This is a genomic window from Ruegeria sp. CH2 (genome assembly GCF_056537065.1).
Window position 1 is genome coordinate 181,208 of the sequence record NZ_JBQFQV010000006.1, and the last position, 26,169, is coordinate 207,376.

Below are 26,169 nucleotides of genomic sequence, written 5' to 3' on the forward strand. Positions count from 1 at the left end.
GGCTGATCTTGACTTAACGTTAGTTTGTACTTACCGTAAGCAATGACTTACGATTCGACATTTTCAGCTTTGGGCGATGCAACCCGCAGGCAGGTGTTCGAAGCCGTCGCCAGCCAGCCTCAGGCAGTGGGCGAACTTGCGTCAAAGCTGCCGGTAAGCCGACCGGCCGTCTCGCAACATCTCAAGGTGCTGTCGGATGCCGGGCTGGTGACATGCCACGCGAAAGGGACGCGCCGGATCTATGCGGTGCGCCCCGAGGGGCTGGCAGAGCTGCGCAGATGGCTCGACCGGTACTGGACCGACGTGATGAACAGCTTTGCAGATGAGGTGACCAGAGCCGGAGAGAGGCCATGACAGACCCGATTGTCAAAACAATTGCCGTAGGTGCCTCAGCTGCGCGTGCTTTCGACATCTTCGTCAACCGCATCGGTACATGGTGGCCGCTGGACAGCCACGCGGTGTCCGCATCGCAGGGACAACCGGCAAGGGACGTGGTTATTGAACCCCGGATCGGTGGCGCGGTCTATGAGGTCATGTTCGACGGAACCCGTGCCGACTGGGGTCAGGTGCTGGCGATCGATCCCGGCCGATCCGTGGCATTCACCTGGCATCCGGGCACCAACAAGGGGTCTCCTACGCGCGTCGATGTGCGTTTTGAGGATTGCGGTTCGGGGCAGGCAAAAGTCACCCTGACGCATTCCGGCTGGGATGTCTGGGCAGATGAAGCGCCCCAAAAGCGCGGCGGCTACGATACGGGATGGGATATCGTTCTGGGTGAATGCTTTGCCAAAGCGGTCTTAAAATGAAAAAGGGCGACCGCCTGGGCCGCCCTTTGCCTGACATCGGTCAGGTTTAGTTCTTTTCTTTGTCGACCATCTTGCCGGCCGAGATCCACGGCATCATGCCGCGCAGCTTGGCGCCGGTCTCTTCGATCATATGCTCGTCATTGGCGCGGCGCGACGCTTTGATGGTCGGCTGGCCAACGGCGTTTTCCAGCATGAAGTCACGGACGAATTTGCCCTGCTGGATGTCGTCCAGAACCGCTTTCATGCGGGCTTTGGTCTCGTCGTATTTCAGGATGCGCGGACCGGTGACATACTGGCCATACTCAGCCGTGTTCGAGATCGAGTAATCCATGTTGGCAATACCGCCTTCATAGATCAGGTCAACGATCAGCTTCACTTCGTGCAGACACTCGAAATAGGCCATCTCGGGTGCGTAACCGGCCTCGACCAGAGTTTCAAAGCCGCAGCGGATCAGTTCGACCAGTCCACCGCACAGAACGGCCTGTTCGCCGAACAGGTCGGTTTCGCATTCTTCGCGGAAGTTGGTCTCGATGATGCCCGAACGGCCGCCACCGATGGCCGAGCAGTAGGACAAGCCGATTTCCAGCGCCTTGCCGGTTGCATCGTTGTGAACCGCGACCAGGCAGGGCACACCGCCGCCTTTGGTGTATTCGCCGCGCACGGTGTGGCCAGGGCCTTTGGGGGCCATCATGATGACGTCAACACCGTCTTTTGGCTCGATCAGGCCGAAGTGGACGTTCAGGCCGTGGGCAAAGGCGATGGCGGCACCAGGCTTGATGTTGTCATGGACGTATTTCTTGTAGGTTTCGGCCTGCAACTCGTCGGGCATGGTGAACATGATGACGTCGCACCAGGCAGCCGCTTCGGCGATGCCCATCACTTGTAGACCTTCCGCTTCGGCTTTCTTGGCCGAGGGCGAGCCTTCGCGCAGGGCGATGACCAGGTTCTTGGCACCCGAGTCGCGCAGGTTCAGCGCGTGGGCGTGACCCTGGCTGCCATAGCCCAGGATAGCCACTTTCTTGTCTTTGATCAGGTTGATGTCGCAATCGCGATCGTAATAGACGCGCATTTTGCCGGTCCTTTCTGGTTTGGTTGGGGCGGTTCTACCTGCCGTGCGTCGGATTGGCGATAGGGTTGGGCTTGAGTATTTGTAAAAAAGATGAAGAATAATTCTTGAAAACGGAAAATACTGAAAAAATCATGCTTGACGATATCGACCGGCGCATTTTGCGTCACTTTCAGGCGAACCCCAGCCTGACCACCGCGGAACTTGCCGATCTGTGCCGGATCAGCGCAGGTGTCTGTTGGCGCAGGCTGGAAAAGATGCAGGCAGCCGGGATCATCGAAGGGCAGGAGGCGGTGATCGACTGGACCGCGATGGGCTATGCTGTCGAAGTCTCGCTTCGGATCACCCTGGACAAGACACAGGCCCGCGCCTTTGACGAGTTTATGGAAGAGGCCCGCAACGTGGCCGAGGTGATCGAAATCCAGACATTTCTGGGACGGGTGGATGTCCGGCTGTCCGTTATAGCGCGGGATATGAAGCACTATCAGCAGCTTTATCGGGACCGGATCCTGACCCTGCCGCATATCGCCGATATCGAAGCGCTGATGCATATCGCGCGGGTCAAGCGGGACGAGGTGTTACCGGTATGATCGAGCTGGACGAGATTGACCGCCGTCTGCTGCGTGCGTTGCAACAGGACGCCACCCAAAGCGCAGGTGCCCTGGGTCGGAGGTTCAACCTGTCTCAGCCCGCCACCTGGCGGCGTATCCGCAGGTTGGAGGACGCCGGGATCATCAAGGGCCGGCGGCTGCGTCTGAATGCCGAGGCGCTGGGATTCGGTGTGACCGTGTTTCTGGGGGTCAAGCTGGCGCGCAAGGGACAGATCAGCCTTGAGGATTTCGAACGCGCCGTAAGTGCCATCCCCGAAGTGCAGACCGTCGAGCATGTTCTGGGATTGTACGACTACCGCTTGCGCGTCGTGGCGCGGGACCTGTCCGATTTCGAACGCGTGTTGCGGCGCCGGATCATGACGCTGCCCGGCGCAGGCGATGTCGAGGCGAACGTCCTGCTGAGCGAGGAACGGCTGCCCGGTCCGATTGGGTGACGTGCCTTAATATCTGGTGCGGATGTAATATCCGGGATGATGGGTCAGGCGGGCAAACGTGATCGGTTTGTCTTCTTTCCAGGTGGTGCGCTCCATCTGGATCATCGACGCGCCCGCCGTGGTGCCCATGAATTCCGCCAGCCTTGCGTCAGCGGAAATCGCGCAGAACGCAACCTCGGCATCGTTGAACGGAGCGGCATTCAGCAACCACTCATGCGGTCCTTGCTGGGTCAGGTCGGCGTTTTCCACATCGGGGACGGTTTCGATATTGATCCAGCGCTCTTCAAGCTGGAACGGGCGGTTGTCCGCGTAATGCATACAGACGACATGCAGAACCCGCGTCTCGGCGGGGACATCAAGCTGAGAGGACAGCCAGCGGGGGCAGGCCTCGACAGTCCGTTCCACCAGCGCATAGCGATAGACGGCATTCTGGCTTTCGACCATCTGCCGCGCCAGCGAGAATTCCAGCTTGGCGTGTTTGCTGGGCTCTTTCTTGACCCGCGTCCCGCTTTTGCGCTTGCGTTCGATGAAACCCTGATCGGCCAGTTCCCTGAGGGCACGGTTCACCGTCGCGCGGGCGCAATTGAATTCTTCGGCCAGTTGCGTTTCGGTCGGCAGTAATGATCCCTGAGGCCACACGCGGCTTTCAATACGTCGTTTTACTTCATCTCGAACGGACTGGAAGTTAATACGCTTTTGTATCGTCACAGGAAAAATATCCCTTCAAGTAAAAAGTGTGCGCATCTGTTCAGAAGCAAGCAGAAGTGTAAAGGGGAAGTGACACTGGTTGGCGTCATTTTCTTGTGTTCCCAGTGTTATACAGCACCGAATGGGTCGATTTTACCCGCATTCCGTCGCGTCACTTTTTGTCGCGAAATGGCTTTACTGGCCAAGGTAAAGAGACCAAGACTGCACTGACGATATTGAAAGGACGCCATATGCCTGCCTTGCTGAAGAACGTTGACCCGAACGGGCTCGAAGAATTCTCGGTCGTATTCACCGATCGCTCGCTGAACCACATGTCCCAAAAGTTTCAGGGGGTAATGCGCGACATCTCGGCCATGCTGAAAGAGGTGTACAAGGCAGACGGGGTGGCCATCATTCCGGGCGGCGGTACCTATGCGATGGAGGCGGTTGCCCGGCAATTCGCGCGCGGGGCGGGTGTTCTTGTGGTCCGGAACGGGTGGTTTTCGTACCGCTGGAGCCAGATCATCGAAAGCGGCGCCCTGACCAGCTCGACCACCGTGATGAAGGCGCGCGAGACCGGAAATGCCAGCCCGTCCCCCTTTGCGCCCGCACCGATTGACGAAGTCGTCGCAACGATTCGCGAACAGAAACCCGGCGTTGTGTTCGCACCGCATGTTGAAACGGCGGCGGGTGTCATCCTGCCGGATGACTATGTGACCGCCCTGGCCAGCGCGGCGCATGAGGTGGGTGCATTGATGGCGCTGGATTGCATCGCATCCGGGTGTGCCTGGGTGGATATGAAAGCCACCGGCGTCGACGTCCTGATCTCGGCCCCGCAAAAGGGCTGGAGCGCATCGCCTTGCGCCGGTCTGGTCATGCTGTCCGAACGGGGCGAGGCGCGTCTGGAACAGACAAGCTCGGACAGTTTCGCCATCGACCTGAAGAAGTGGCGCCAGATCATGCAGGCCTATGAAAACGGTGGTCACGCCTATCACGCCACAATGCCCACCGATGCGCTGCTGGCTTTCCGCGATACCATGGCAGAAACTAGGGGGTACGGGTTCGAAAAGCTGCGCAAGGCGCAATGGGCATTGGGCGACGGCGTGCGGGCGATGTTGAAGGAGTATGGTATTGTCTCGGTGGCTGCTGACGGTTTCGGCGCGCCCGGCGTTGTGGTCAGCTACACCTCGGACCCCGAAATCCAGAACGGCAAGAAATTTGCCGCTCTGGGGATGCAGATCGCGGCCGGGGTGCCGCTGCAATGTGACGAACCCGAAGGCTTCAGCACCTTCCGTCTGGGCCTGTTCGGATTGGACAAGCTTTATGATGTGGACGCCACCATCGCGCGCCTGAAGCGTGTGCTGGATCAGGTTCTGTAAACGGGCCGGGCCTTAGCGAACGCCAAGGCCCATCTGCATCAGCGTCTTGCGCACAGGCGGCAGGGAATACAGCGCGCTCAGCCCCATTGCGCGCGCATCCCGCAGCGGGCGCGCCTCGATCATCGAGGCGCGGTTCAGCAGGTCGATCCCTTTGACCCGCATCTCGATCTCGGTGTGGCGCGCCTTGTGATAGGCATCCAGCATCTGCGCGTCGCCCAGACCTTCGGGCCGGGATTGCGCCAGATCCAGCAGGCAGCGCAGATCGCCCAATGACATGTTCAGCCCCTGCGCGCCGATCGGGGGCACCACATGCGCGGCCTCGGCCATCAGGGCAATGCGCTCACCCGCCAGCCGTTCCGCGGACTGGCTGATGATCGGCCAGATGGTCCGGCGCGATGCCAGCCTCAAGGGGCCAAACAGGCCACAGGACCGTTCCGTCATCGCAGCCTCAAATGCTTCGGCATCAAGGGTTAAAAGGTCAACGGCCTTCGGGCCGCGCTCCATCCAGACGATGGCGGACGAGGGCTGCCCCTGCCAATCTGGCAGCGGAACCAATGTGAACGGCCCGCCAGACCTGTGTATCTCGGTCGAGACATTCTCGTGAGGAATAGGATGCGTCACCGCAAACGCCAGCGCTTTCTGCCCATACCGTGTTGTATGCACATTGATACCGGCGGCCTCGCGCATGGGTGAGTTGCGCCCATCTGCGGCCAGCACCAGCTTGCAGCGGATGCGGCTGCCGTCGCTCAGGCCAACGCGGGCTTCGGCAGTGCGGGTGAACAGGCTGACGGTCCCGGTGCCGGGGCGGAAATCGACATTCGGCAGCTCTGCCAGCCGTGCGACCATCTCCCGGCGCAACAGCCAGTTGGGCAGGTTCCAGCCAAACGGTTGCTCGGAAATGTCGGCTGCGTTGAAATCGCGTATGACGCGGGGTTCGGGCACGTCTCCCCCGGCATCGACAATACGCATGATCTGCAAGGGGGCCGCATGGGCATCCAGCCGCGCCCACAGGCCGCATTGCTCCAGCAGGCCGCGCGCAGGTTGCAGAAAGGCGGTGGTGCGCAGGTCAGACCCGTCCACATCCCGTTCGGTGATCGGTGGCGCGGGATCTACACACACCACGTCAAACCCGGCGGTTCCAAACGCCGCCGCTGCGGTCAGACCGGCGATTCCACCGCCGGAAATCAGGATGTCACAACTGTCAGTCATGGCGCCTCTCATCAGTTCGGGCAGACCCTAGTTCGGTTCCACTCCCTGTGCCAAGTGACATCCTGTCCCGTATCTCAGCCGCGTGAGATCAGGATCAGGACCAGGAACATCACCGGCACCATCATCAGGGCAGGGATGTAAAGGCCGGGAAGACCAAACACCATGGCCGAACAGCCCCACATGCTGAGGACCGCGCCGACGGTATAATACAGGTCCTCCGCCTTGGCGTTGGCGGCGTCGCGGGCCAGCCACCCGAAAACCGGAATTGCAAAGAATAGGCGCTGCCAAACCGGCAGGCGTCCGGGCATCTCGATCGCACTCATGGGGCTCTCCGTTCTGTTCGTCGCTCCAGCGCATATAGGGCTGCGCATGCGGGTGCAGAACGTACGGATCGTCGCAGTGTGACAGGCTACCGCAGGCGGGCCAGAAATGCGGTCAGATCATCCGTGTGATGGTGGATGTGATCGGCCTCATGCGGGTCCGGGGCGACATGAACCGTGCGCATTCCCATCTCATGCGGGGCGGCCAGATTACGCGGGTCATCCTCGAACATGGCGGCCTTGTCAGCCTGAATGCCATCCTGTGCAAAGATGGCTTCAAAGGCGGCTTTCTCGGGCTTTGGCCGATACCCGGCATGTTCGACGCCATAGATTGCATCAAACAGCCCCGAAAGCCCGCGCGCCTGCAAAACCCGCTCGGCGTAGGGTGCGCTGCCATTGGTGTAGACGATGCGCCGTCCGGGCAGGGCGCGAATGTGATCGGCCAGCTCTGCATCCGGGTCCATATGGCTCATGTCCACCTGATGCACCGCGTGCAGATAGGGCTCGGGGTCCAGATCATGTTCGGCCATCAACCCGGCCAGCGTAGTGCCGTATTGGCGCCAGTACTGCCCGCGCAGCCTGTCGGCCTCGGCCCGGTCCACGCCGATGGCCTGCATCACGTAATCCGTCATCAGAACTTCGATCTGATCGAACAGCTGCATATGCGGCGGATAGAGGGTGTTATCCAGATCGAACACCCATTGCGTGACATGACTGAAGGACGGTTTGACCATGGCTTGGGTTTAGGGCGCGGGCGGGGTGTTTTCAATGCCGTACTTGATTGACGCCCCCAGAGACGGATAGACATGTCCGAACGAGGAGACAGAATACCCCATGAGCCAGACCCGATCCCCCACCAAGGATGCCTATAGCCTGATACTCGAAGCCATTGATGTCGGCGTCTACAAGCCCGGCGATCGTCTGGTGGAAAGCGAGCTGGCAGAACGGTTCGGGGTGTCGCGCACCCCGATCCGCGAAGCGTTGCAACGCCTGGAAACCCAGTCTCTGCTGGAACGGGACGGTCGGTCACTGATCGTGGCGTCGCTGGACCACAACCAGATGGCCGAGCTTTATATCGTGCGGCGCGAACTGGAAGGGCTCGCCGCGCGACTGGCTGCCAAACACGCCACCGAAGAAGAGATCAGGGTTCTTCAGGACATGGTTCTCGAAGATGACAAGCTGGTGGGCGATCCGATGGCGCTGTCACGTGCCAATCGGCGCTTTCACGAACAGATCCATCTGGCCTCGCACAACCGCTACCTTGTCCAGCAGCTTGATCTGGTGCACCGGACTATGGCCTTGATGGCGACCACGTCGCTGGCCGTGCAGGGGCGCGGAGAAATTGCCCAGAGCGAACATAAAGGCATCGTCGAAGCCATTGCCGCACGCGATGAAGAGGCGGCGGGGCGGGCGCTCAAGGACCATATCTCGATCGCATTCATGACGCGCCTGAAGCAGGACGCAAGCCGCCGCGACAAGTGATTGTCAGGCCAGCGGCTCGTCTTCGCTGGCCTGTCCGTGCTGGGTCTTGTCCCAGAAAAACGGGTTGGTCGCCAATTCCCACAGCGCCTTGTAACCGGCAATCACGCCCAGCGGGAAATATAGAAACATCGTCGGAACCCAAGGCAAAAGAAACCGCCGCTCGCGTGCGGATACAGCGATCAGACCAACACCGATACTCAGCCCCTCTGCCATCAAAAACAGCCCGATCAGCGCGGTAGAGGTTGAATGCGGCACGATATTATCCATCGGATTGGCCAGCCCCAGGCTTGACAGCCAGAATACCCAGAGAACGGGCGCCAGCAGAAATTGCCCCAACGTGCCCAGAAAGAACGCCTGAAGGCCCAGAAATCTGGCACCTCCAAGGTCACGCCACAGCTTTTGCGGGCTGCGCATATGCACCAGATACGTGACCATGAACCCCTTGAGCCAGCGCGAGCGCTGTTTGACCCAGGGCCAGGCCCGGAAATTCGCCTCTTCATATGTTGTGGTATCCACCATTTCGGTCCGGTACCCGGCCCGGTACAGCCTTACGCCCAGATCAGCATCCTCGGTGACGTTATGGGCATCCCAGCCGCCCAGTTCCAACAGCTTGTCGCGACGGAAAAAGAACGTGGTGCCCCCAAGTGGCACCACCAGCCCCATGCGGGCGATCCCCGGCAGGATCACGCGGAACCAGCTGTTGTATTCGATGGTAAAGCAGCGTGACCGCCAGTTGGTGCGCGGGTTGTAGTAATCCAGAACCCCTTGCAGGCACACCACATCCGGCGCGGCCTGGGTGAAATGCGTCACCACGCGCTCGATCTGATCCGGTTGTGGGGCGTCCTCGGCATCCCAGACGCCGACGAAGTCGCCCCGGCAGAAATCCAGCGCGTAATTCATGGCGCGCGGCTTGGTGGTCAACCCGTTCAGCTCGGGCACCTCGACGATGCGAAACCAGCTGGGCAGGCTCACCTGCGCAAGGGCATTGCGCGTCACGTCATCCTTTTCCTCAAGCACAAGGATGACATCCAGCAACGCCTTGGGATAGGTCAGTCGCTGTAGTCTCTGTACCAGAGCGTTCGCGATCTCGCGCTCCTTGTACAATGGCACCATGATCGATACGCAGGGTTGCCGCAATGTGATGGCAGCTTCGGTGTGGTCCGGCTGCGTTCTCAGGCGATGCCAAAGGTAAGCCAGCGTGCCAGCCATCCGAAAGGCTGCAAAAAGCACTAAAGTTCCCACAGCCATGCCCAGCACCGCCAGCAGGCCAAACGCCGGGAACATGGCAAACAGCCCCAGCACACACAACAGGGCCACCGAAGGCCCCATGCGCGACCTAAGGGTCCAGTTGCGGCAGCTTTGTGCGGGATCAACCCGCGTTTCCGCAGATCTGGCCAAAGACCCCGAGAATTGCCGCGCAATCGTCCGGTCGATCTGATCGGATGCCGCCAGCACCGGGATCACGGCATATTCGCATTCGCGCATTTCGGCGGTCACGGTTGCGAACCGGTCGGGCCGGGCTGTGGCCACCAGAACAAGGGGGCCAATCCGCATCCAGGGGATGACATTGTGTTTCAGCCAGAAGTCGACCGGCATCAACCCGCTCAGTTCCGGCATCGGCGGGATCTGTTCAAGATCGGCAATCTGCCAGCCGGATTGCGTAGACAGCGCGCTCAACACGTCCTGCCGGGTGGCATAGCCTTCGCCGACCAGTATCTCTCCCAGCGGTGCGTTCTGTCTGGTTTGCTGGCTCAGCGCATGGTCCAGCTGGGATCGGGTGATAGCTCCGGTTTCCAGCAGGCAGGTGCCCAGCGGTTTCCGATACCCGGGCGCGGGGATCGGTGCGGCGGACGTGAAATCCAGAAGATCAAGCTCAGCCATAACAAAACCCTGGCGCAGTTACCTGCGCTCAGGGTTGTTCGATCAGGGTTAACACCCGGTTAACACTGCACAGACAAGCAGTTATGCCTGAATTTTCTTCTTTTCCATGGCCTCGGCGAAGCGCTCGAACAAATAGAAACTGTCCTGCGGTCCGGGCGATGCCTCGGGGTGGTATTGCACCGAATAAACCGGCCTATCCGCCATGCGGATACCGCAGTTCGAGCCGTCAAACAGCGACCGGTGGGTTTCCACGACGCCATCGGGCAGGGATTGCGCATCGACAGCGAAACCGTGGTTCATCGACGTGATCTCGACCTTTCCGGTGTCCAGGTCCTTGACCGGGTGGTTCGCGCCGTGGTGGCCGTGGTTCATCTTGACCGTCTGACCACCCAGCGCCAGCGCCAGCATCTGGTGTCCAAGGCAGATGCCGAACACAGGCAGGTCTGTCGTCTCCAGAATCTCTTTGATCATCTGCACGGCGTATTCACCCGTTGCCGCCGGATCGCCGGGGCCGTTCGACAGGAACACACCGTCAGGCTGATGCGCCAGCACGTCGGCTGCGGTGGCAGTCGCGGGCAGAACGGTAACGTCACACCCAGCGGATGCGAGGCAGCGCAGGATGTTGCGCTTGGCGCCATAGTCAACGGCAACGACCTTGTGGGCAGGGGCCTTCTGACGTTGGTACCCATCCGGCCAGGCCCACCGCATCTCATCCCAGCGATAGCTTTGGGCGCAGGTGACATCCTTGGCCAGGTCCATGCCTTCCAGCCCTGCAAAACCACGCGCGGCGGCGACCAGCGCCTCGATGTCAAAATTTCCCTCGGGATCATGGGCCAGCGCCACATGCGGCGCGCCCTGCTGGCGGATGGCACGGGTCAGGCGGCGGGTATCGACACCCCCGATGGCGATGCGCCCCCGACGCGCCAGCCAGCCCTTGAGCTCCTCGGCCGAGCGCCAGTTTGATGGCTCGGTCGGATCCCATTTCACGACCATGCCCGCCGCGACCGGATCACCGGTTTCGTCATCTTCCGGGTTCACGCCGACATTGCCGATATGAGGGAATGTAAAGGTCACGATCTGCCCGGCATAAGAAGGGTCGGTCATGATCTCCTGATATCCGGTCATCGCGGTGTTAAAGCACAGCTCGGCCACGGTTTGCCCGGTCGCGCCGAAGCCTGCGCCGTAAAACAGGGTTCCATCGGCCAAAGCCAGACATGCGGTGGGCTTGGACGGGGCATTCGGGGCCATGGCGCGACTCTCCTGTAGGGTAAATCGGCGCATACCTAAGGGGGTTGCGCGTCTGGGTCAAGTCTGTTCAATTTTTGGGCTATTGTTGTTTTTCAATGGTTTAGCTGTATTCACCCCCGGTTGTGTCAGGCTTTTTGTTTCGATATGGTCGGGGTTCCGTTGTCATGGGGATGGACAAACCAAATGGACATGCGATCACGGGTGAATGCCGCCCTGAAGCAAGCAATGAAAGACAAAGCAGCCGAGCGTCTGTCGACGCTGCGGTTGATCAACGCCGCCATCAAAGACCGCGACATCGCGGCACGTGCGTCCGACAATGAAGAAGCAAAGGGATGCAGCGACGCAGAGGTTCTTGAAATCCTTGGTAAAATGACCAAGCAGCGCAAGGAAAGCGCCCGCGCCTACGAAGAGGGTGGTCGCCTGGATCTGGCCGAACGCGAGATTCGCGAAGTCGAGGTGATCGAGGAATTTCTACCCAAACAGCTAGACGACGATGAGGTCAGCAAGGCCATTCAAACCGCCATCACGGCAACCGGCGCGGGTTCGATCCGCGATATGGGTAAGGTGATGGGCGAGTTGAAGACGCGCTATACCGGCCGGATGGATTTCGGCAAGGTCGGTCCGATGGTCAAGGATCATCTGTGCGCAGCCTCAAACGGCGATTGCTGAGGCACTGGGCCCCGTGAATTGCTACTGCGCGACTGGCTCGCGCAGTCTTAGGACCAGCTCGTCATAAAGCGTGATCCGCTCATCTTCGGACAGAAACGCCCCGATTTCGACCTCGCGCCCGTCTCCGACAAGGGTGACATAATGCGGAACCGGGCCGCCTTTCTCGTGCATCGCGGGCCGTGCCCAATAGCGGTTGCAAGACCATTCGTGTTGCTCTTTGCCGGGGGTGTGGTGCACCAGCCGCGCATGTGTGCCCGACAGGGTCAGAACCTCGAAAACACTGCGGGCGCGGTAGTTGGTCTTGATGGCCAGCCACAGCCCCAGCACAGTGATCAGCAGGAACGGCAGCAACCCCCACAGGATCACGGAACCAAGCGTGGCCAGCAGCGGGATCAGGCCAAATAGGAACACCGACAGGATCGTGATCATCGCCCCCCGCGGCGGCAGCGAGTTATGCGGCCAAAGCCGCAGTTCCTGTTCGGTTTCCGAGGTCTGATTCCACGTATAGGGCATACCGCGAACATAGCGCAGCGCCGCCTCATGTCGACGGGTTTTGATCAGACGACGTGGCCGACCCGAGACCAGGACAGGGCGTCATCCAGACGATCGTCACCCCAGAACACCTCTTGCCGGACAACAAAGCTGGGGGCGCCGAAAACACCCAGTTTGACGGCGGTTTCGGTTTCCGCCTCAAGGGCCGCGACGATGTCGTCGCCCTGCGCGCGTGCCAGGGTCAGTCGGGGGTCCTGCTGACACCGCAAAAGCGCCTCGGACAGCGCACTTTCGCGACCGGCTTCCACCCCTTCCTCGAACCAGATGCGATAGAGCGTTTGGGTGAACGTCACGCCCCAGCCATCCATCATTCCAAGCAACGCAACCTGATTGGCCAGTGGCAGATTGGAAATCGGATAGGGCGCGGGCAGGTTGGCGTGGATGTGGTACTTGGCACAGCGGCGTTCGATGTCGCGCCACATGTAAGCCGATTTCACAGGCTTTCCGGCAAAAGGGATGTTCTGCTGGGCCGACATCACCGTGCGCACATTGAACGGGCGCCAGTTCACCGTGGCGTCATGCTGGGCACACCATTCGTCCAGACGCATCACGGTCAGGAAGCTGTACGTGCTGCCAATGGAATACCAAAAGTCGATCTCGGGCATTGCCGACCCTCCGACTGTTCCGTCCGCACATCATAGCCGATTTCGGGGCAGTTGGCGAACGCGGGGTGAGGGCAAAGAAAAACCCCGCCACCTGGGCGGGGTTTTCTTGGTTCAGATCGGGATCAGTGCGCGTGGCCCTTGTCCCAGTCTTCCTGCTTGGGCAGCTGCTCGAACGTGTGCTCGGGCGGCGGGGTGGGCAGGGTCCATTCCAGCGTATCGGCATACTCGTTCCAGTAGTTGGGCCGTGTCTCGCGTGCGCCACGCAGCAGGGCGTAGATCACGATGCCGAAGAACAGCAGGAACGAGGCGAACGAGATAAACGCACCGATCGACGAAACATAGTTCCACTGCGCGAACGCTTCGGGATAGTCGATGTAGCGGCGCGGCATGCCCTGACGACCCAGGAAGTGCTGCGGGAAGAAGGTCAGGTTGGCGCCGATGAAGAACATCCAGAAGTGAACCTTGCCCCAGAACTCGGAATATTGGCGACCGGTCATTTTTGCGAAGTAGAAATACATCCCCGCAAAGATCGCAAAGACAGCACCCAAGCTCATCACATAGTGGAAGTGTGCCACCACATAGTAGGTGTCGTGATAGGCACGGTCCACGCCAGCCTGCGACAGAACCACACCGGTCACACCGCCAACGGTGAACAGGAACAGGAAGCCGAAGGCAAACAGCATCGGTGTCTTGAACTCGATGGAACCGCCCCACATGGTCGCGATCCACGAGAAGACCTTAACACCGGTCGGAACCGCGATGACCATCGTGGCCAGCATGAAATAGGCCTGCTGACGCAGCGACATGCCGACGGTGTACATGTGGTGCGCCCACACGACAAAGCCCAGCACACCGATTGCGATAATCGCCCAGACCATCGGCAGATAGCCAAAGATCGGCTTGCGCGAGAAGGTCGCGATGACATGGCTGATGATGCCGAAACCGGGCAGGATCACGATATACACTTCCGGGTGGCCAAAGAACCACAGGATGTGCTGATACAGGATCGGATCGCCGCCACCGGCCGGATCAAAGAAGGTAAAGCCAAAGTTGCGGTCCATCAGCAACATGGTGATCGCGCCCGCCAGAACCGGCAGCGACAGCAGAATCAGCCACGAGGTGACGAAGATCGACCAGCTGAACAGCGGCACCTTGAACAGGGTCATGCCGGGGGCACGCATGTTCAGGAAGGTGGTGATCATGTTGATCGCGCCGAGGATCGAGGAGGCGCCCGATACGTGCACGGCAAAGATCGCAAGGTCCATGGACATGCCGCCCTCGGTCGTGGACAGCGGCGGGTACAGAACCCAGCCCACGCCCGAACCCATCTGATCGTTACCACCCGGGCTCAGCAGCGAGGCCACACCCAGCGAGGTACCGGCAACATAAAGCCAGAAGGACAGGTTGTTCATCCGCGGGAACGCCATATCCGGCGCGCCGATCTGCAACGGCATGAAATAGTTGCCAAATCCGCCGAACAGGGCAGGGATGACAACAAAGAACATCATCAGAACACCGTGATAGGTGATCATCACGTTCCACAGATGCCCGTTGGGCGTACACGGGTCGGCCATGAAGCCTTCCAGGCACATGTACTGAACACCGGGGTGCATCAGTTCAAGCCGCATGTAAACGGTCATCAGAACCGAGATCAGACCGGCCAGAGCCGAAACGATCAGGTACAGAATCCCGATGTCCTTGTGGTTGGTCGACATGAACCAGCGCTGGAAAAAGCTGCGCTGGTCTTCATGGTCGTGACCATGAATGGCTGCGTCTGCCATTATAGGTGCCTCCTGTTGCAACTACACCGCGCAGCCGGACCTCTCCAACGCGCGGGATTCCTGCTGGTTTTAGAATGCGTAGGGGCGACCTTCAATGGCCGAGTTTGATCTGGATCAAGATAAATGGCCGCACCCCCCTTGAAAACGGGTGTTCGAGAAGCCGGGATCTGAGCGTTCGGGGGGGCTGGTGATACAGCGGGCCTAGCGCCTGTGTTCAGGTCGCCCGCAATGGGTCCGTCTCTCAAAGCTGACCGGAAAGGCGTGAACCTTTGCCTCTGGCCAATCACCCGAACCGAGGACAGGGAAGGGGGGAGCCCCGAGACCTTCTAAGACATTCGTGCTTGCGCAGCGAACTACCTGTGGCCCACCCCGCCCTTGTCGCGCACCTTGAGGCGCATCGAGTTAGCCTGCCATCTAATAGGCTCACACAGCGTTCGGAACACCTTGAAGAAATGCTGATCACTCGATCTCGTTTTTGAATATCCTGCCGTCCTTCATGATCAGGTCGAAGTTTGCATCGGGGTCCGCGACCAGATCGATATCGTCCATAGGATTGCCATCGACGAGGATCAGATCAGCATAAGCGCCTTCCCGGATCACACCAAGCGGGCCTTCCTGGTACGGGTGGCGCGGTCCGGCGAGTTCTATCAATTCAGCATTTGTCGAGGTCGCCATTTTCAGAACCTCGTATGGCGTGTACCAAGTCTTCATCTTCGCCAGGAATTTGCCTTGTTTTTTCGCAAGCTCCGCATCGAAAAGCATATCTGTGCCGAATGCGACCTTTACGCCGATCTCTTTGGCCATATCGATTGAGGTCGTGGTGCCATCAGTAACCTCCACCCATTTCGCTGTGCTAACTGGGTCGCTGAATGAGAAAGCGTCCTCGTCGTCAAGCAATGGCTGGACAGACAACCAGACGCCGTTGTCCTTCATCATCTGTAGGGTTTCCCTGCTGAGCAAATTGCCGTGCTCAATGGTTTTGACCCCGGCTTCAATCGCCATTTGGGCAGCTGCATCGGTAAAGATATGCGAGGCGACGTAGGTATTGTAACTTTCTGCAACCGCGACGAATGCCTTCAACTCTTCGAGCGTGTATTGGCTCATGTCGAGCGGGTCATAGACCGACGAAACACCGCCACCGCCAGAAATCTTGATTTGCGAAGCGCCCATGCGCATGACTTCGCGGGCGCGCAGTGTGACGTCGTCAACCCCGTCCGCGATCAGCATCAGCCCCACACGGTTCCAATACCAAAGCGAGTCACCCGGGTTTGAAGGCGCGTCCTGGTAGGCACCGTAGTCAAAATGACCGCCCGTCTGGCTAATCGGAGGGCCAGAAGGCACGATTCGTGGGCCGGGAATTTCGCCCGCATCGATCATCTTCTTTGTCGCGAAGGGATTGCCGCCGACGTCTCGCACCGTCGTGAATCCGCGCATCAGCGTGTCTTCCGATCCCATGGCACCCCGGATTGCGATCTCGAGTATATCTCCGGAAATCACGGTGGTTTGAGCCGCGCAACAATATGAAGTGTGCCAGTGGACGTCGATGAGCCCCGGTATCATCGTGCGCCCGCCACCATCGATGACTGTCCCGCCCGCTACAGCGAGAGGTTCCGTGGTAACCGCAGTAATCAAGTTGTTGGTTACGACGACATTCGCACCTTCCAGTAGTTGTTCGCTTTCGCCGTCAAACACGTTCACGTTGGTGAACAGGATGGATGATCCATCCTGAGACATTGCCGGTGACCAGGCCAAGGCTAACGACAGCACGGTTATTGGAATACGGAAGAGAGCCGGCATTTACGAAATCCTTCTGAAGTCTGAACGGTCTGAAGATGCTCTTTCACGCTATACCTGTATATAACTCTGATCAACTTCACGTTCCGACCGTCGGAAATCCCAAGAGCCGCTCTGACAACGTTAAAAGGCGTCGGCGCGGCCTAGTTGACGAACGTCAGCTTCGTCCATCTGGCGGACCTTTGACTCGACCTGGATGAATTTCTCAAAAACTTAACCAGTTTACGTCCGATTAAGAGTTGCGAAATCTGTACTCTGCTGCCTAGGCAGGCATCACCTGTCGGGAACGCGCCGCATCTGTCTCTGAGGATGTGATCTCATGCCAAATCCAAGTGTACAAAACGTACAACGCCCTCTGAAAACCCGGTACATTTTGTACATTTCACGGCTCAATCCCCCGGCTTGACCCGGCTGGGCGGGTGGACCACAACTCGGGCAAAAGCCCCTCAAGGAACGGATGGCAACCATGGATTATGATCCCGACAACATCTTCGCCAAAATTCTGCGCGGCGAGATACCTTCGTCAAAAGTTTACGAAGACGCCGACACACTGGCCTTTATGGACATCATGCCTCGTGCCGATGGGCATTTGCTGGTGATCCCCAAAACGCCCTGCCGCAATGTGCTGGATGCCACGCCCGACCAACTGGCGGCGGTTATGAACATCGTTCAAAAGATGGCTCGTGCAGTGATGAAAGCCTTCGAGGCGGACGGTGTAACCATTCAGCAATTCAACGAAACCGCAGGCGGGCAGGAGGTTTTCCACCTCCATTTTCACATCCTGCCGCGTCATGACGGCGTGTCGATGCGCCCGTCTGGTAAAATGGGTGATTTCGACCTGATTGCCGAACATGCGGAGAAGATAAAACTCGCTTTGTAGTCAATATTTTACGGTCTGTCTGTGAGGTGATAATCCGGACGATTACCCACACCCGCCCGCGCATATCGCCGCGACCGGAGACAAGATATCCCGAAACCCTTCCTTGGGACCGACCAAGTGACTCAATAGCCGGATAACGCAGAAATCGCCTGCTCCCTTGCAACGCGAATTGGCCATAAGATTAAGCGGGAAGGGGGAAATGAATTGCCGTTCCGATTTGGGGTCGGAACGGCAGACTCGTAACCAAACACTTCTCGGATTTCGAGGGCGAGCCCTTGATCACCGGTTTAACATACCACTCACTCTTGATTGGCAGTTTCATATTACTCGTTAACAACTCTGGTGTATCCCAGAGAATTAAAATTTGCCTAAAGAATACCGTAAAACTGGATCGTTCTTGGTAAATTGCGACGTGTTTCGGAAACAGAGCCTTCCGCCCATCCATATTGTTGTATCAGGGTGCGACAGAATCTGATTCGACGACTGCTGAACCCCAGACAGAATCAGGTTTCCGAAGCGCCAAAAACCTCTTCAAAGGTTTTCTTCAAGGCAGCATCAAGATCATCCATAGTGACCGGAAGCCCCAGATCCACCAACGAGGTCACGCCGTATTCGCTGATCCCGCAGGGAACAATGCCCGAAAAATGCTCCAGGTCCGGTTCGACATTGACCGAAATGCCATGAAAACTGACCCATTTTCGCAAACGCAAGCCAATTGCCGCGATCTTGTCCTCTGCCGGTTTGCCAGTCACCGTCAGCGGTTTGTCGTCGCGCCGCACCCAGACACCAACGCGCCCGTCGCGTATTTCGCCGTGCACGTTGAACTCGGCCAGTGCTGATATCACCCAATTTTCCAGCTGCTTCACAAATTGGCGCACGTCGCGCCCGCGCTTGTTCAGGTCCAGCATGACATAGGCCACACGCTGACCTGGCCCGTGATAGGTGTACTCGCCGCCGCGTTTGCTTGCATAAACCGGAAAGCGGTCAGGATCGGTCAGGTCTTCGATCTTTGCCGACGTGCCTGCTGTATAAAGCGGCGGGTGTTCCAGCAACCAGATGCACTCCTCCGCGTCGCCACGCGCAATCCCGGCGACGCGCGCCTCCATAAAGGCGGTGGCGTCGTCATAACTGGTCAGACCATCGGTGATTTTCCATTCCATGGCGGCCTCATATCCGCCCAATGCGGGCAGGGGAAGAGGGGTCAGGCCGCTTCGGCCAAACACTGTTGCAGCACCCGAGAATAGGTATCGACCCCTTGTGCGCCCGTCAGCAGGTATTTTCCGCCAAATACCATGGACGGCACACCAGAGATCCCCCGGCTGGTCCAGAACTGCTGTTTCTCTCGCACCAAAGCGATATGCTCCCCGGTCTCAAGCACCTGCCGTGCGGAATCAGGGTTCAGCCCGGCAGAAGTAACAGCCTGCAACAGAACCTCAATGTCGGAAACATCCTGTTGCCGGGTGAAATACGCGTCGAAAAGCGCAAGTTTCAATTGATGTTGCAGGCCCTGACCTTCGGCCCAATCCAGCAACTGATGCGCCTTGAATGTATTCACGATCCGGCTGTCTTCATCAAAGTTGAAGGTGAACCCCAGTTCCGCCCCGATCGCCGTTAGCCTGTCGCGTGCCTGCTGGCTCTGTTCAGGGGTCGAGCCATATTTCTCAGTGATGTGTTCCCGCAGGTTCTGCCCTTCAGGCGGCATGTTCGGGTTCAATTCGAACGGGTGCCAGCGAAGTTGGGCCTGGATGCCCTGCTGTTTCAAAGCCGCATCAAGCTGGCGAAACCCGACTATGCACCACGGGCACACGACGTCTGACACGATATCGATTTGGATGATGGGGCGGGTGTCGGGCGAAGTCATCTGCGGCTCCTGTCAGATCGAAACTGTGTTGTTTACCGGCTTAGATAAGGCTGCCGCGAAGGTTTTTAAACCAGCGTGTTTTTGCCTCTTCACATCGCGCGCGCCAACGTCTATACGCCGCTCTACCAAGTCACTGGCAGTGCGGTCGTGGCGGAATTGGTAGACGCGCAGCGTTGAGGTCGCTGTGGGGTAACTCCCGTGGAAGTTCGAGTCTTCTCGACCGCACCATTTCACATTTTGATGTGAAATCCGCTAGAAACTCAAAGATAACAGATGTTTGCGGAGTTCGATAACCATTTTCGCGGTCATAGGCCAATGGGGCTTTGAAGGCCGCTTTTATGATGGTTTTCTTCACGAGTAGTGATCCGTTTACATAGATGTTCCAAGGGCTTGAGAGGAATTCTCGCAAGAGTTCGATAATTTCACTAAGGCTGCGTGTGGGTTTGGTGGTGTGGGACAGCTTATCGGTCAGCAGCAGCTTGTCTTCTTCCAGCTTGGCGATCTTGGCTTCAAGCGCGGCCATTACCTTGGGATTCGAAGTCTCGATCATGCGCTCAACCAGCACATCTTGCTGCTTGTCCAACTCTTTGTGCTGGCGTTTGATTTCTGCCTTCGTCTGCTTGGCTTGATCCCCGCGCTGATCCCAAGCATCTTTCAACATGGACATCGCGATATCGAGCAAGTTTTTGCTTGGGGTCAGAGACCGCAAGATCGCCTCAAAGCCTGTGTCTATTTTCTCTGCACGAATACCTTTGCGGTACTCAGAACAGCCTTTCGTCTGGCAGTTGTAGTAGGGGTAGCGTCTGCCGGTAGCGCTCCGGGCATGGTACGCGGTCATGGGTTTGTCACAACACGCGCAGTTCACCGCGCCGCGTAGTGGGAAGTTTTCGTTGATGTCAGGACGCTTCGCCGCAACGCTCCTGCCACTACGCCGCTCTTGAATAACCTCATAGGTTTTGAGTGAGATCAAAGCCTCATGATGTCCTTCGCGGCGCGTGATGCCCCACGGCTCATGCTCAACATAGCCCGCATAGATTACGCGGTTCAGCATATCCGTCACCTTCTGCTGACGGATTTTCCCATCCGGCAGGTCTTTGGGAAAGTCAGGTTGGCTTTCTAAGAACCGTCGCACATCCGCCTGTGCCGAGAACCGACCAGAGGCATAGCCTTCCAATGCTTCCTTGATGATGGTCGCGACGGGTTCAACGCGGGTCAGCAATTTGCCATGCGATCCTGTCTTCTTGTACTCGTATCCGATAGGGGCAGCGAAGACGGAATAGCCGTTCATCATTCGCCCTTTCATGCGGTTGGAGGTTTGTTCCGCGTTCTTTTCGCGCTGATGCTGAGCCACAGACGCCAGCATGTGTTCCACGAGCCGCGAGTCGCTGTCCTCACCAAATTCAATGGACGGGCTTTCCAGAATGCCGCCCGCATCGCTGAGCGTTTCGCGCAGGGCAATATGAGCCTGCACGTTGCGGGCAAAGCGGCTGATGTCGTCAATGATGACCACAACGCTGTCCTTGGGGTGCAGACGCAGGAAGGCCAACATGCGATCCATTGCGGGGCGGCGTTCGAATTTGCCGGACATATCGTCCATGAACACCTCAACCACATCATAGTCTTTGTAAGTGGCGTATTCCCGACAACGGTTTTCCTGAGAGGCGAGGCCATCACCTTCGCGGACCTGCTTGGCCCCAGACACTCGCGCATAGATCACAGCCTTTGTTGGTTTTGGTGTTACTCCTGCCATTGGTCCTCCTCTGCGCGGGTCTGCGCCCATTTGTTGTTCAACAAGGATACCAAATCCGCGGAATCCTGATCCAATGCTTCTTCATCTTCTCCACAGATTTGCGGGATGGGGTGCAGGTCGTAACCGAGATCGACAAACATCACGACGATGGACCACAGAGTTTCGATCAGTTCCTGTTGCTGATCCAAAGGCATGTCGCTGTCTTCCAGCATTGCCGCGTAGACTTCCCAATCTACCGAGAGGCTGGGTCGAATAGGCATATCTTTTTTTTATCTGGCGGACAGGTCATGCACGCGCTCCTTTCTCTGAAATGTTTTGGTGATGGGTTCGTTCCACTATGGTCTCGCCATAGACTGAAATGAGAACAAATATAGAACATATAACCACATCATCTTGCCCCACGCAAGAATAATTCTTCAATCATCCTATGCGCTTAGATGTGGCCTTACCGTGGCAGGCACACGATGGTCTCAGGTGAAAGGAGGGTGTAAACGGGTGATCGAGAGTGTTGAAACGATTATCCGATGGGGTTTTCCGGCCAGTTCTCACGGCCATGACGCACACGCAAAATTCTCACCATCCGGTTATCGTCAACCAGATAGATGATTACATGCGCATGCACCGGATGGATGCGGACGGGTGGGGTGATTTCATCTCGCAGACGAGCCATCTCTGGATTGTCGGCAATCAGTTCAATCGTTTGGTCTATTTTGTCCTGATAGGCTTCGGCCTGTATGACGCCAAAGTCTTGAACGCCATCAATATAGATTTGGATCAGATCGGCTTCCGCCTTTGCAGAAAGGCGATAGTTCATTCCGATGCAGCAATTCCAGCCTGTTGTCTGGCAATAGCGCGAATTTCCGAAAGGGATTTGTTGCTGTCTTCGCTGGCCATTGCTTCATCGACCAGACGTTGCATAGCTGCGATCTTGGAGGCACGGTCCTGATCATGGCGGATGAGGTCACGCATGTATTCACTGGCGTTGTCGTAGCGCCCGGATTTCATCTGCTGTTCCACCCAATCCCGCATGGGGTCGGGCAGGGAAATATTCATGCTGGCCATATCTGGTCCTCCTACGCATAGTATGTCACAAAATGACAAATATTGCCATAGGAACATAATCCTGATGTCATTTGAACCAAAGAGTAAGGCGCATAAAGCGAAGCTTTACAAAGCCCTAGTCGCGGCAGCGGAACTGGCAAATGAACCGTTTGATCAGTTCCTGCAAACTCCGTTCGATCCGGCTTGGAACCTTGCGGACAACTATCGGCGTAACCTGCAACGGGGGGAATATTCAGCGATACGGGCGAAGGTGCTGTATGACTTCCTGCTCAGTCATCACTTCAATATCGCGCATTTGGAAGCACCGGAGATATTCCCACAAACGCCTGAGATGAGGTGGCGAGAGATATTAGATGAAATGGCGACATCAGATCGGTTTCGATTGGCCTTGGTGTCGACGGCGATGGGGATCATTGAGCGCGAAAGCCACTTGAAATCAGCGGACACTGCTATTCGGCTTGGTGAGCGCTTTTGCTTCGAGCTCGATAGTGAGGCTGATGGGCACGTGGTTGCATTCCAGGGTGTGAGGGGGCAATGGCATAACATCCCGCTCGGCTCAGACGGTGAACCATGCGCTGAAATTCAAGCGGGTCAAAATCGCCTGCCAAAAACGATGGAAGGGAAACTTGATCCGCTGACTGAAAGCCAAGACCAAGGTTTGCATGAATTTGTACTTATTTCCAGCGATACCCCTGATATTCCAGCAAATATTGTTCAACTGAATATCTGGGTGAAAGAACACAACTGCTTAGTCCATAAAACTATGGCCAGATTCAGAGCGTAAAAGTACCAACCCAACGCGATTTACTGGCTGCGGGTTGGGTTCATTGAATTGAGTCAATATCCAAACAAGTTCTTTAGGCATACGAACAATGATGATGAAATAGCCCAAGTCAGCATCGCTACGGTTGCGACAGCCGCGAGCAGCAATACTCTTGCGAGACCCCGAATGATCTTCCAAGTGGGTCGCCAATTGGGGTGTTTTATTTCTGTCTGATCGCTAAATGTACCAAGAGGTGCCGTGAGGAAACGATCCCAAAGACCTCCACGATCCAGTTGAGTTCGTATATTTTTGGGTTCCAGTGCGGAGGAGTGAGAAAACAGCTGACTGTGCACGTTTTTTACACACAAACTATTGAAACCCAAGTAACCCGCAGGGCCTGAATCCGGGATAGCAAATTGTGCAACCCTCACGGGTAGGTCCTTCCCGCCGCTATGGCAAAGCACGGCTTCGACACGACCTGCGGCTATGTGTCTTTCCCAGTCATATTGGGGGGAGATTACTGATCCGACGCAAATCACTCTGCCGAACTTCTGATCCGAAAACTCCTGGGACAACAATAACTTTGAAAATAAGAGGCTACCGAAACTGTGGACGATCACATCGGGTGGTTCCGTTCGCGCTGACTTCTTTGAGTTCTCAATAGCAGATAAAATTTCTGCACCCAGCTTTCTGACCAGCTTTTCATGACGGAAACGAAAAAAAATCCCCAACCGTTCAAATCCATACTTGTAGATTAGAACTGGTGCGGCATACGCAAGTTTGTTTGAAATGCGCCAACTTAGTTCTTCTTGCCAAGGCCCCCTAGTGTTGAAGCCGTGAATGACTATCATCCAGCGAATGTCTCTACTTATTGGTGAACGAGTACTGTAGTGCCGCTGCTCAAGTGGTTCACCAGCATCTGCAAAGCTCTGGTCGCATACATTACATTTTTCTGCTTCAAGTTCTTCGCCTGTCAGCGGTCTCGATACTCCAGCTTTTTCACACGGTTCCGATGAGCAGTACTGGGCATCAGTGGAAAAGATTATTCCTTCTTCTAGAAGCTCCTCGAGAAGTGTAATCACTTCTTCAGTGCTGACTTTGTATGAGGCATCTTTTCTTATCAGGTCAGGGTCTAGTACTGATGATGTGTTGGTTTCCAATCTTGATTGAATAACCTCAACCAACTGTTCATCGTGACGACCAATGTATCTGGCAGGGTCAATTGTCATCTTGACGAATTCACTTCGTGTACAATCAAACCAACGTCTTCTCGTGTGCACTGAGCCCAAATTCTAATGCGGGAGTCCGTTCCTGAGCCCTCAACCTTTACTTGCCGAGAAAGGCCAGGCAGATTTTCTGAGTTGAAATGAAAAATTCCATCCGATGACGAAAACTGGTTTGCATCAATGCCGTTTTGAGCTTGCCGAATTGCCTCGATATCGTGAATCCCAGTTTGTGGAGCGGTTGCAACCAAATTGACATGACCTCCGTCCACGTTCATCTTGACTGAGTTAACCTTCAGCTCTGGTTTTTGATTGAGCTTGCTGAATGAGCTGCTTAGAGAAATTTTTTGCAACGGAGTGTCGGTCACAGAGAAGGTGTCCAGGTCTGACCAAATTTGTGCAAGAATCTCATCGTGGACCCCACTTTCATTAGGGTGCGTGATGAATACTGCGCAGAACGGGCTCTCAAACTCCCAAACGAAACGAGCAATTTTTCTTTCCGATTTCTCTCTATAGGCTCGAAATTCATACTCATCGCCATTGATGTCTTGTCTATAGTCTTTTGCCTTCGAACGTACCCAACTGTCTCTTCCTTCTCTCCACCCCAAGGACAGTTCTGTATCGCTCAGGGTTGCAGTTTTGAGGGTCAACTCATCTGGGAACTCGTAGTTCTCATGATCTTGTAAAATTGCGGAATGTGGTGACGCGTGCATGGCACCTGCAAGGTCCGCTTTTTCAATCTTAGGGAGTTCGAACAAATAAACATGCTGATTTCCCCAGCCTTCGATGTCGTGAAGCCACTTGTCGATCTTGGTTTGATCGATCAGACCTTCGTCAATCCCTTGACGAAGGTTAACAAGGAATTCCTCCTTGTTTTTCCCGATCCTCACACCGTTGTTGCGAAGAAGCTCCTTGATAAACTTGTTCCCTTGGGAAAGTACGATTTTTTCTGCAATTTCTTTTAGTTGAGCTGTATTCATATCCGCCGCGTACTACTCTATTATTATTCTCTTGTGTGCAAATGCATTCAAAGTATCCACTTACCTTGACACGGATGTGAGCACCTGTCGAGGTCTCTGGATTTTGTCAGGCTTAAGTGATCGGCTACTATACTTGGCTACCTTCTGTTCTATCTAGGGTCGAGTGATGCAAGCCGAGTACGAATGAATGATTTTGAGGCCCAAAGTTTATCGGGAAACTGCGTGGCTGAGGAGAAGAGAGCTTTAGGTTTGGAAGCTATCTGCAAGAAATGGTTTTAACGCTTCGTTAAAGGGCCACAATTTCGCCCACTCATTTGCACCCGTTGTAACCAGATCATCCCACTTGCCAAGTTTTGCACGGGTGATGTCAGCAAAGAAATCCTCGGGCGTGCCCAGATCGGTAGCGATGACTTGAGCACCCACAAAATTTGATAGCTCCACTACATTCCAGTACGCACGCAAGACCACGTCTGAATTGAACGCTTGAATTTCTGCGGGCGGGGGTAGGGGTACATCGCTTGTACTTGACTTGCTCTGTGGTGTGGTTTTCGTGTGTGCAGTGATTGACCACATCTCTGCTAGATGCCCCAATAGCTGAAAAATTCGCGTTGCTGCTTTCGGGTGGGTCACTTGATCGATGCCATTTTCGTTGTCGATCGTTTCGATGAAAATCATGATGAATGCTATGCTGGTGACTTTGGCCCGCAGCTCCGCCCAATTTTCGCGGGAGTACGCACCCAGCATTACTTCGATAGCTTCATGATCAGCTTGCAACTCAAAACACATCTGAGCGTTGGAACGAAGTTCTCCAGGATGAACGGTGTGTGAGCAGAGCTTTTTGATGGTGCGTTGGACGACACCAAAATTTTCTGCGAAAGAGAAATGCCCAAGGTGGGCGTGAGCAAATTCGTGCAAAAAAAGCCACGTGTACGCAATGGTATGATTGTACCCGTTAGGTTCCAGTTCTCGCCATTCATCTAGTCGTTCAACGAATGAAGAGGTGATTAGCATTTTCCGCCCATCATAGGTCAAAGAATGGACGTGTCGCGGTTTGCTGCCGCTCCTTTGATAGCATTTATTGCAGCAAAGGAGACGAACTATGGGACTGAAACGGACGGACGAATTT

Annotated in this window: 29 protein-coding genes, 1 tRNA gene and 1 pseudogene; 11 read left to right on the forward strand and 20 right to left on the reverse strand. The window is 56.4% G+C overall.

The genetic code is table 11. The features are described from left to right. Positions 1-42 precede the first annotated feature (42 nt). Positions 43-354: an ArsR/SmtB family transcription factor gene (locus ACR0M9_RS11165; protein ID WP_480537590.1), complete on the forward strand. Its 312-nt coding sequence runs from the start codon at positions 43-45 to the stop codon at positions 352-354. Beyond that, entirely contained in the window at positions 351-806 is a 456-nt protein-coding gene (locus tag ACR0M9_RS11170) for an SRPBCC domain-containing protein (protein WP_480537592.1), read from the forward strand. Before ACR0M9_RS11165 ends, ACR0M9_RS11170 begins: the two co-directional genes overlap by 4 nt. A 46-nt stretch (positions 807-852) precedes the next feature. Here ACR0M9_RS11170 and ilvC read toward each other — a convergent pair whose 3' ends face one another. Then, positions 853-1,875 (reverse strand): ketol-acid reductoisomerase, encoded by a 1,023-nt coding sequence (ilvC, locus tag ACR0M9_RS11175; RefSeq protein WP_209504241.1) that lies wholly within the window; start codon positions 1,873-1,875, stop codon positions 853-855. 131 nt (positions 1,876-2,006) lie between these two features. Between ilvC and ACR0M9_RS11180 the strand changes: the two genes are divergently transcribed. Both ACR0M9_RS11180 and ACR0M9_RS11185 read left to right on the forward strand, forming a co-directional pair. Beyond that, positions 2,007-2,462: an Lrp/AsnC family transcriptional regulator gene (locus ACR0M9_RS11180; protein ID WP_267363387.1), complete on the forward strand. Its 456-nt coding sequence runs from the start codon at positions 2,007-2,009 to the stop codon at positions 2,460-2,462. Continuing rightward, positions 2,459-2,917: an Lrp/AsnC family transcriptional regulator gene (locus tag ACR0M9_RS11185; RefSeq protein WP_209504239.1), complete on the forward strand. Its 459-nt coding sequence runs from the start codon at positions 2,459-2,461 to the stop codon at positions 2,915-2,917. Before ACR0M9_RS11180 ends, ACR0M9_RS11185 begins: the two co-directional genes overlap by 4 nt. Positions 2,918-2,923: 6 nt before the next feature. Here the strand turns inward: ACR0M9_RS11185 and ACR0M9_RS11190 are convergent, their stop codons facing one another. After that, positions 2,924-3,556, reverse strand: a complete 633-nt coding sequence (locus tag ACR0M9_RS11190; RefSeq protein ID WP_480557283.1) for a GntR family transcriptional regulator — start codon at positions 3,554-3,556, stop codon at positions 2,924-2,926. A gap of 299 nt (positions 3,557-3,855) precedes the next feature. On the opposite strand from ACR0M9_RS11190, the gene ACR0M9_RS11195 reads away from it, so the two are divergent. After that, positions 3,856-4,983 (forward strand): aminotransferase class V-fold PLP-dependent enzyme, encoded by a 1,128-nt coding sequence (locus tag ACR0M9_RS11195; protein ID WP_480773613.1) that lies wholly within the window; start codon positions 3,856-3,858, stop codon positions 4,981-4,983. 12 nt (positions 4,984-4,995) lie between these two features. Here ACR0M9_RS11195 and ACR0M9_RS11200 read toward each other — a convergent pair whose 3' ends face one another. The 3 genes from ACR0M9_RS11200 to ACR0M9_RS11210 form a co-directional block, all read right to left on the reverse strand. Further along, complete coding sequence (locus tag ACR0M9_RS11200; RefSeq protein ID WP_480773595.1) at positions 4,996-6,192, reverse strand: UbiH/UbiF family hydroxylase; 1,197 nt, start codon at positions 6,190-6,192, stop codon at positions 4,996-4,998. Between the two features lie 74 nt (positions 6,193-6,266). Next, positions 6,267-6,515 carry a hypothetical protein gene (locus ACR0M9_RS11205; RefSeq protein ID WP_209504235.1) on the reverse strand — a complete coding sequence of 83 codons (249 nt, stop codon included), beginning with the start codon at positions 6,513-6,515 and terminating at the stop codon, positions 6,267-6,269. An 86-nt stretch (positions 6,516-6,601) separates the two neighbouring features. Next, positions 6,602-7,246: a pyrimidine 5'-nucleotidase gene (locus ACR0M9_RS11210; protein WP_480773596.1), complete on the reverse strand. Its 645-nt coding sequence runs from the start codon at positions 7,244-7,246 to the stop codon at positions 6,602-6,604. A 100-nt stretch (positions 7,247-7,346) separates the two neighbouring features. Between ACR0M9_RS11210 and ACR0M9_RS11215 the strand changes: the two genes are divergently transcribed. Then, the gene (locus ACR0M9_RS11215) at positions 7,347-7,994 is read left to right on the forward strand and encodes a GntR family transcriptional regulator (protein WP_267363400.1); all 648 of its coding nucleotides are present in this window, start codon (positions 7,347-7,349) and stop codon (positions 7,992-7,994) included. A 3-nt stretch (positions 7,995-7,997) separates the two neighbouring features. Here ACR0M9_RS11215 and ACR0M9_RS11220 read toward each other — a convergent pair whose 3' ends face one another. Next, a complete protein-coding gene (locus tag ACR0M9_RS11220; RefSeq protein WP_480773597.1) occupies positions 7,998-9,875 on the reverse strand; it encodes a glycosyltransferase in 1,878 nt (625 codons plus the stop codon). 81 nt (positions 9,876-9,956) lie between these two features. Continuing rightward, entirely contained in the window at positions 9,957-11,123 is a 1,167-nt protein-coding gene (gene carA, locus ACR0M9_RS11225; protein ID WP_480773598.1) for a glutamine-hydrolyzing carbamoyl-phosphate synthase small subunit, read from the reverse strand. 183 nt (positions 11,124-11,306) lie between these two features. On the opposite strand from carA, the gene ACR0M9_RS11230 reads away from it, so the two are divergent. Beyond that, entirely contained in the window at positions 11,307-11,792 is a 486-nt protein-coding gene (locus ACR0M9_RS11230) for a GatB/YqeY domain-containing protein (protein ID WP_267366166.1), read from the forward strand. A 21-nt stretch (positions 11,793-11,813) separates the two neighbouring features. On the opposite strand, the gene ACR0M9_RS11235 is transcribed toward ACR0M9_RS11230, so the two are convergent. From ACR0M9_RS11235 to ACR0M9_RS11250, 4 genes are all read right to left on the reverse strand, one after another. Beyond that, on the reverse strand, positions 11,814-12,305 hold the full coding sequence (locus ACR0M9_RS11235; protein WP_209504230.1) for a DUF2244 domain-containing protein: 492 nt from the start codon (positions 12,303-12,305) through the stop codon (positions 11,814-11,816). A gap of 44 nt (positions 12,306-12,349) precedes the next feature. Then, complete coding sequence (locus tag ACR0M9_RS11240; RefSeq protein ID WP_480773599.1) at positions 12,350-12,949, reverse strand: DsbA family protein; 600 nt, start codon at positions 12,947-12,949, stop codon at positions 12,350-12,352. A gap of 122 nt (positions 12,950-13,071) precedes the next feature. Then, positions 13,072-14,730, reverse strand: coding sequence for a cytochrome c oxidase subunit I (ctaD, locus tag ACR0M9_RS11245; RefSeq protein WP_267366169.1), 1,659 nt, complete (start codon positions 14,728-14,730; stop codon positions 13,072-13,074). 459 nt (positions 14,731-15,189) lie between these two features. After that, positions 15,190-16,428, reverse strand: coding sequence for a metal-dependent hydrolase family protein (locus ACR0M9_RS11250; RefSeq protein ID WP_480481396.1), 1,239 nt, complete (start codon positions 16,426-16,428; stop codon positions 15,190-15,192). Between the two features lie 553 nt (positions 16,429-16,981). On the opposite strand from ACR0M9_RS11250, the gene ACR0M9_RS11255 reads away from it, so the two are divergent. Beyond that, complete coding sequence (locus ACR0M9_RS11255; protein WP_480773600.1) at positions 16,982-17,404, forward strand: HIT family protein; 423 nt, start codon at positions 16,982-16,984, stop codon at positions 17,402-17,404. 503 nt (positions 17,405-17,907) lie between these two features. On the opposite strand, the gene lipB is transcribed toward ACR0M9_RS11255, so the two are convergent. Together lipB and ACR0M9_RS11265 are read right to left on the reverse strand one after the other, a co-directional pair. Further along, positions 17,908-18,564, reverse strand: a complete 657-nt coding sequence (lipB, locus tag ACR0M9_RS11260) for a lipoyl(octanoyl) transferase LipB (protein WP_267366815.1) — start codon at positions 18,562-18,564, stop codon at positions 17,908-17,910. 41 nt (positions 18,565-18,605) lie between these two features. Continuing rightward, entirely contained in the window at positions 18,606-19,265 is a 660-nt protein-coding gene (locus tag ACR0M9_RS11265; RefSeq protein WP_480481390.1) for a DsbA family oxidoreductase, read from the reverse strand. 141 nt (positions 19,266-19,406) lie between these two features. Here ACR0M9_RS11265 and ACR0M9_RS11270 point away from each other — a divergent pair. Beyond that, a tRNA-Leu gene (locus tag ACR0M9_RS11270) sits at positions 19,407-19,493 on the forward strand. A 223-nt stretch (positions 19,494-19,716) separates the two neighbouring features. Further along, on the forward strand, positions 19,717-20,142 hold the full coding sequence (locus tag ACR0M9_RS11275; protein ID WP_480773601.1) for a hypothetical protein: 426 nt from the start codon (positions 19,717-19,719) through the stop codon (positions 20,140-20,142). On the opposite strand, the pseudogene ACR0M9_RS11280 reads toward ACR0M9_RS11275, so the two are convergent. The 4 genes and pseudogenes from ACR0M9_RS11280 to ACR0M9_RS11295 form a co-directional block, all read right to left on the reverse strand. Further along, positions 20,044-21,045, reverse strand: a pseudogene (locus ACR0M9_RS11280) (recombinase family protein); the annotation flags it as partial. The gene ACR0M9_RS11275 and the pseudogene ACR0M9_RS11280 sit on opposite strands and share 99 nt — an antisense overlap. After that, positions 21,003-21,275 (reverse strand): hypothetical protein, encoded by a 273-nt coding sequence (locus tag ACR0M9_RS11285; protein ID WP_480773602.1) that lies wholly within the window; start codon positions 21,273-21,275, stop codon positions 21,003-21,005. The gene ACR0M9_RS11285 and the pseudogene ACR0M9_RS11280, both read right to left, overlap by 43 nt. Before the next feature lie 257 nt (positions 21,276-21,532). Continuing rightward, positions 21,533-21,829 (reverse strand): type II toxin-antitoxin system RelE/ParE family toxin, encoded by a 297-nt coding sequence (locus tag ACR0M9_RS11290; RefSeq protein ID WP_480773603.1) that lies wholly within the window; start codon positions 21,827-21,829, stop codon positions 21,533-21,535. Then, positions 21,826-22,077, reverse strand: a complete 252-nt coding sequence (locus ACR0M9_RS11295; protein ID WP_480773604.1) for a type II toxin-antitoxin system ParD family antitoxin — start codon at positions 22,075-22,077, stop codon at positions 21,826-21,828. The genes ACR0M9_RS11290 and ACR0M9_RS11295 overlap by 4 nt, the downstream gene beginning before the upstream one ends. 64 nt (positions 22,078-22,141) lie before the next feature. Between ACR0M9_RS11295 and ACR0M9_RS11300 the strand changes: the two genes are divergently transcribed. Continuing rightward, on the forward strand, positions 22,142-22,861 hold the full coding sequence (locus ACR0M9_RS11300) for a hypothetical protein (RefSeq protein WP_480773605.1): 720 nt from the start codon (positions 22,142-22,144) through the stop codon (positions 22,859-22,861). A gap of 53 nt (positions 22,862-22,914) precedes the next feature. Here ACR0M9_RS11300 and ACR0M9_RS11305 read toward each other — a convergent pair whose 3' ends face one another. The 3 genes from ACR0M9_RS11305 to ACR0M9_RS11315 form a co-directional block, all read right to left on the reverse strand. Continuing rightward, the gene (locus ACR0M9_RS11305; RefSeq protein WP_480773606.1) at positions 22,915-24,069 is read right to left on the reverse strand and encodes a hypothetical protein; all 1,155 of its coding nucleotides are present in this window, start codon (positions 24,067-24,069) and stop codon (positions 22,915-22,917) included. Then, positions 24,066-25,043 (reverse strand): hypothetical protein, encoded by a 978-nt coding sequence (locus ACR0M9_RS11310; RefSeq protein WP_480773607.1) that lies wholly within the window; start codon positions 25,041-25,043, stop codon positions 24,066-24,068. The genes ACR0M9_RS11305 and ACR0M9_RS11310 overlap by 4 nt, the downstream gene beginning before the upstream one ends. A 243-nt stretch (positions 25,044-25,286) precedes the next feature. Further along, positions 25,287-26,169, reverse strand: an 883-nt coding sequence (locus ACR0M9_RS11315) for a hypothetical protein (protein ID WP_480773608.1), incomplete at its 5' end; no start/stop codon positions are given.

Coding starts and splice junctions, on each gene's coding strand:
- ACR0M9_RS11170 (WP_480537592.1), top strand. CDS start 351: ATGACAGACCCGATTGTCAAAACAATTGCCGTAGGTGCCTCAGCTGCG.
- ctaD (WP_267366169.1), bottom strand. CDS start 14,730: ATGGCAGACGCAGCCATTCATGGTCACGACCATGAAGACCAGCGCAGC.
- ACR0M9_RS11165 (WP_480537590.1), top strand. CDS start 43: ATGACTTACGATTCGACATTTTCAGCTTTGGGCGATGCAACCCGCAGG.
- carA (WP_480773598.1), bottom strand. CDS start 11,123: ATGGCCCCGAATGCCCCGTCCAAGCCCACCGCATGTCTGGCTTTGGCC.
- ACR0M9_RS11210 (WP_480773596.1), bottom strand. CDS start 7,246: ATGGTCAAACCGTCCTTCAGTCATGTCACGCAATGGGTGTTCGATCTG.
- ACR0M9_RS11290 (WP_480773603.1), bottom strand. CDS start 21,829: ATGAACTATCGCCTTTCTGCAAAGGCGGAAGCCGATCTGATCCAAATC.
- ACR0M9_RS11235 (WP_209504230.1), bottom strand. CDS start 12,305: ATGCCCTATACGTGGAATCAGACCTCGGAAACCGAACAGGAACTGCGG.
- ACR0M9_RS11230 (WP_267366166.1), top strand. CDS start 11,307: ATGGACATGCGATCACGGGTGAATGCCGCCCTGAAGCAAGCAATGAAA.
- ACR0M9_RS11180 (WP_267363387.1), top strand. CDS start 2,007: ATGCTTGACGATATCGACCGGCGCATTTTGCGTCACTTTCAGGCGAAC.
- ACR0M9_RS11285 (WP_480773602.1), bottom strand. CDS start 21,275: ATGCCTATTCGACCCAGCCTCTCGGTAGATTGGGAAGTCTACGCGGCA.
- ACR0M9_RS11310 (WP_480773607.1), bottom strand. CDS start 25,043: ATGAATACAGCTCAACTAAAAGAAATTGCAGAAAAAATCGTACTTTCC.
- ACR0M9_RS11205 (WP_209504235.1), bottom strand. CDS start 6,515: ATGAGTGCGATCGAGATGCCCGGACGCCTGCCGGTTTGGCAGCGCCTA.
- ACR0M9_RS11305 (WP_480773606.1), bottom strand. CDS start 24,069: ATGACAATTGACCCTGCCAGATACATTGGTCGTCACGATGAACAGTTG.
- lipB (WP_267366815.1), bottom strand. CDS start 18,564: ATGGAATGGAAAATCACCGATGGTCTGACCAGTTATGACGACGCCACC.
- ACR0M9_RS11200 (WP_480773595.1), bottom strand. CDS start 6,192: ATGACTGACAGTTGTGACATCCTGATTTCCGGCGGTGGAATCGCCGGT.
- ACR0M9_RS11265 (WP_480481390.1), bottom strand. CDS start 19,265: ATGACTTCGCCCGACACCCGCCCCATCATCCAAATCGATATCGTGTCA.
- ACR0M9_RS11185 (WP_209504239.1), top strand. CDS start 2,459: ATGATCGAGCTGGACGAGATTGACCGCCGTCTGCTGCGTGCGTTGCAA.
- ACR0M9_RS11215 (WP_267363400.1), top strand. CDS start 7,347: ATGAGCCAGACCCGATCCCCCACCAAGGATGCCTATAGCCTGATACTC.
- ACR0M9_RS11300 (WP_480773605.1), top strand. CDS start 22,142: ATGTCATTTGAACCAAAGAGTAAGGCGCATAAAGCGAAGCTTTACAAA.
- ACR0M9_RS11195 (WP_480773613.1), top strand. CDS start 3,856: ATGCCTGCCTTGCTGAAGAACGTTGACCCGAACGGGCTCGAAGAATTC.
- ACR0M9_RS11240 (WP_480773599.1), bottom strand. CDS start 12,949: ATGCCCGAGATCGACTTTTGGTATTCCATTGGCAGCACGTACAGCTTC.
- ACR0M9_RS11220 (WP_480773597.1), bottom strand. CDS start 9,875: ATGGCTGAGCTTGATCTTCTGGATTTCACGTCCGCCGCACCGATCCCC.
- ACR0M9_RS11295 (WP_480773604.1), bottom strand. CDS start 22,077: ATGGCCAGCATGAATATTTCCCTGCCCGACCCCATGCGGGATTGGGTG.
- ilvC (WP_209504241.1), bottom strand. CDS start 1,875: ATGCGCGTCTATTACGATCGCGATTGCGACATCAACCTGATCAAAGAC.
- ACR0M9_RS11255 (WP_480773600.1), top strand. CDS start 16,982: ATGGCAACCATGGATTATGATCCCGACAACATCTTCGCCAAAATTCTG.